Source organism: Sulfuricaulis sp. (genome assembly GCF_040901545.1).
In the GTDB taxonomy this organism is placed as follows: Bacteria; Pseudomonadota; Gammaproteobacteria; order Acidiferrobacterales; family Sulfurifustaceae; genus Sulfuricaulis.
In genome coordinates this window covers 1-3,984 of sequence record NZ_JBBDYL010000035.1, presented here as the reverse complement: position 1 = coordinate 3,984, position 3,984 = coordinate 1, and the positions used below count along the sequence as shown (strand labels likewise).

4 protein-coding genes are annotated in these 3,984 nt (G+C 56.5%); all 4 read right to left on the bottom strand.

Translation table 11 applies throughout. The features are described 5' to 3' along the window. Positions 1–102 precede the first annotated feature (102 nt). The 4 genes from WD823_RS06170 to WD823_RS06155 all read right to left on the bottom strand — a co-directional run bounded on the left by WD823_RS06170 (position 103) and on the right by WD823_RS06155 (position 3,873). Positions 103–1,158: a hypothetical protein gene (locus tag WD823_RS06170; protein WP_368428610.1), complete on the bottom strand. Its 1,056-nt coding sequence runs from the start codon at positions 1,156–1,158 to the stop codon at positions 103–105. A gap of 94 nt (positions 1,159–1,252) precedes the next feature. After that, entirely contained in the window at positions 1,253–1,846 is a 594-nt protein-coding gene (locus tag WD823_RS06165; protein WP_368428609.1) for a hypothetical protein, read from the bottom strand. A 177-nt stretch (positions 1,847–2,023) separates the two neighbouring features. Continuing rightward, positions 2,024–2,332, bottom strand: coding sequence for a hypothetical protein (locus WD823_RS06160; RefSeq protein WP_368428608.1), 309 nt, complete (start codon positions 2,330–2,332; stop codon positions 2,024–2,026). A 740-nt stretch (positions 2,333–3,072) separates the two neighbouring features. Beyond that, complete coding sequence (locus WD823_RS06155) at positions 3,073–3,873, bottom strand: class I SAM-dependent methyltransferase (protein ID WP_368428607.1); 801 nt, start codon at positions 3,871–3,873, stop codon at positions 3,073–3,075. Positions 3,874–3,984: the final 111 nt, after the last annotated feature.

Sequence of the window (3,984 nt, the reverse complement as noted above, 5' to 3'; positions counted from 1 at the left end):
AACGTCCCGGTTCAGGCGCGCGCGGCTTCATGCGCGTCGCCTGCAACCGGCGGTTGGGCGTCATAGTCGATGCGCAACCTTTGCACTGGGGCACGGAACTCCTTACCTCTTCACCGTCCTTGCCCATTCAACCTGATGATTGACGACTGCGGAATCTCGGCAGACGTGCACCTTGCCGTTGTACGCGCGAACCTTTCGGTAAAGGCCCTCTGGGTAGGGGCTTGGGAAATCTGGGTTCGGATAGACGTAGAAAACAGGCTTGTCAGATGCAGACTTGTCTTGCATCCGTGACCTGACTTGCCAAGTTTCGATCTTCCTAAACTCGGCGTACTCCGTTGGACTCAAGGCGTACTGAGCACCGGTTGCACCACACTTGGCAATTAACCACTCTTGTAAGAAAGACTCTTCTTCTTTGTATAGACGTCGGAACTCATCTGCCGCAATCAGCTCAATCTCATTCGATGCCTTCACAAACATGCGATCCACCAGGGATTGAGGGGCGCCCATTTCCAGCATATAGCCGCGAACAGCTGTCTCAAGAACTCTATATGCCTCTTGTGCTTGCGATGGAGAAAGTGCTGCAAACAGGTCTTTGGAAAAGTACGGGCGATGAATGCCTATGACGGGAATTGTCTTACTCTTGTAGAAGCCCTGCCGTTGATCCGAATTGTCTCTGTGTGCTCTCTTGACGGCGCCGAGAAACATTAAGACACCGGCGCTGTAGTTCCTCACGATGTCCTTATCCGCGAGTGGAACGTCCGGCGGTAACGCGACGTAGTCTCGCGCTTTGGCTGGGTCTTTACTCAGGATCAGGTCTTGTTCCTCCTTGCTGCCCGTAGCGAAAATGATCTTGCCGTAACTCTCCGCACTCGCTAATACGTTACGAAAGAACCGCCCTATCTTCATTGCTTCGGTGACATCGCCGCCTGGCGTGTTGAGATGGAATTTCAAGGGTTTCCGGAGTACCGACACTTTCTTGATAGCCATATCGGCAGCAGCCCGCTGCACTTTTTCCAAATCTCCCCTTTCGATCTCTCCGCGTATCTCGATTAGCGGATCGCCCCAACTGTCTTGCGTGGCTACAACTTGGGCGGATTCGGAATGGCTGTGGGCAGTCAGTAGTGCAAGGACGGCAAGAAGGCGAAGCAAGAATTTCATCCGCACAATTCCCTTCGTGCCTAGCATGCTGACACTACCCACATAATTTTTCGGACCGTGTTTAAAGAAGATCGCCAAAACGTCCCGCGCATTGCTAGTCACGTGGGTACACCCCGCCGTTCAAATATTTGAGAACGTCCATAACATCACCAGGACCAGAAGTTACCCTGAAATCAAGCGGTCCCTCTAGAACTGAATTCCCGACACCATCACAGTACTGATATAGATTCTCGAAGAATGCGTCAATATCCGATCTGGCGTGTTCGCCCAGGACAGTGCCTGCCAACACCGTAGTCTTGTCAAGATGGGAGATCAGTTTGTTGCGACTGCGCTCGACAAGGTTTCTGTAATGGGCAAGATTATTGGCGGCAGCCTCGATCTGAACTGTCAGCAGCCCTTCTGCCTTCAGAAGTTCGTTGAGATGCGCCACGGTCAGATTTGGAACCTTACGCCGCAGAGTTGCGTCATAGCTGTCCGCCGGATCTGTGAGATTACAAATCTGCAGAAGAATGTACTCCTGCAATATTGTGTTCAGGTCTCCAAAAAATGCTGGTGCGGTTTCTCTCAGCAGTTTCTCAACGCAGTGGCTGGATGAATACAGCGCCTCAAATGTGTTGACGCAAGTCTGAAGCCAGATGCAACGCTCACGGAAGCTGCAGAAGGTTTGCTTCAGATTTGTCGTGGGCATAGTTTCCATAGCATTTGCAAGCGTTGCGTTCAGAGGTGCGCGCCTACGAATCCACTGTAGCAGATACACCTCATTCGGCGGGATCGATGGTCGACAACCATGACGCCCAACGTTCCGGTTCAGGTGCGCGCGGCTTCATGCGCGTCGCCTGCAACCGGCAGTTAGGTGCCAGCGTACTCAACGTGAGAGCCATTCAACAATCCTCTGCGCTGCCAGCGCGATGCTGACGACGACCGCAAAAATGGCGATGATTGTGGCTCGTTGAGCGTTACTTAGAGCTTTCCGCGCAATTGCCAAGGTTTCCTCTTCACGAGCCTCCTTGCGCGAAAGTGCGGCGCCATCGTGCTTGGCACGCTCTGCTGCCACCCAAGCTTCCGCTTCAGACTTCGCTAGGGACGGCCCAGCACCGAACTTGCCTTCCGCAATCTCGGAGAGCACGCCTTCGATCCCTATAGTCTCGAAATGTACGCGGGTGCGTTCGTTCACCTGCGTCCCCTTACAGCTCTATTGCCGGACTACTTGTACTTCCGCTTGCCTGTGCAGAGGTCACTTGGCACGCCCTTGTCAATGCAGAGTTTTAGTGCGAGGTCGTAGTCTGCGCTTGATGGCTTCGGCGCTGCTGCCAACTGCTTCCCGCACGAGCCCTTGTCCTCGTGCCCCTGCACGCAGGACTCAGCGACCAGCCGCCTTTCTCCAACGTCATCTAAGCAGCGATCGGCACAGCGTTCGAGCTCTACCCGCTTATCGCTGCCCGCCTTGGAACCTCCCTTACACCGGTCGGCACAGCGTTTGACCAGACCTTCATCCATACAGCGCTTAAAGGACTCATTGCTTGTGTCCATGCAGCGTTGGAGAGAGTCCATCTGAGGCTGAAATGCGCGTGAGTACGCAGCCTTTGCAGCCTCCACTCTTCCTATTGCGGCAATTTGATCGGAAGTCAGGCTTGAGTCACAACCGCAGAGCAACGTGACCACGACAAGCAACGAGAGGCCGACATGCGCAGGGAACGCCTTAGCTGACTGCGCAATCGAAATGCCGACGTTCCTGCAAGTAGAGGAGATGGCGATCACGGGCACCTAACGCAGAGTTGAGGGGCGCGAGGCACGGCGCTGAGAAGAGGAACCACGCTTGCCGAGCGTCCCCTCGAACGACGGGTTAGACCGCGTCTTCATCGCGAAAGGCGCTCATGACTCGGGCGGTGGCTCGCCGAGAGCGGACTGGTTGTTTCACGCAACGTCGGGGACGGTACCCCGAACGACCCAGAACCAAGTTGTGAAGGCACGGTGCCCGTCGGGCAGTCCACACAGATAGGCTGCCCGAACGAGCTGCTCGAGTTCTCTACGGGGTGCCTCGGCGAGGCTCACCACGTAGCTGCCGGTTTTCCCTTGGCCAGTGAGGAAGGTTGACCAATAGTCCTCGAATGAATCGTACTCGAAAAGCGTACTCAGCCGCGATTCGCTCACACTCAGGAAGGCGCCCGCGTGAAAGAGTGCGGCGAGCCCTCCCGGCCAGCCCAGCGGCTTCGATACCATCTCATCGCGTACCGCGCCTGCCCGTGGATCCAAGGCAGCCGCCGTGTCCCAAAGAAGACTGAATGGTGTCCAACCGCTACGGAAGTCGTTCACGAGCACAATGACGGTACCGCCTGGCCGGGTTACTCGGCGCATCTCAGCAATGCCGCGCGTAGCGTCTGGCAGTACATCCAGGGCGAGCATGGACAGCGTTCGATCGAACGCGCCGTCAGAATAGGGAAGGTTCAGGGCGTCCCCGATGTCGAAGTTGACATTGGCGCCCGCTGCTCGTCGACGTGCAAACTCGACATAGGGAGCCGACAGATCGATCCCGGTTACTGACGCCCCCACGGCGCTGAGTGCGATGGTCAGGTTGCCAGTACCGCATCCAACGTCCAGAACCCGCTCGTTCGCGGCGATTCTGGCGTGCTCGACCAAAGTAGGTGCGAGGCGCCGACTTGCCCGGCCAACGTACTGCTCATACCCTTCGGGATCGGTCGCAATGAATGTAGCCATGGCTTACTTCCTCCGCGTTGGCGGCAGGTGGGGCAGAGGCGAACGTGGCGCGGTCTAACGCCCAGCATCAGCGGCGGCGCGCAGCGCCGTCCGCTGCATGCTGTTGTTAGG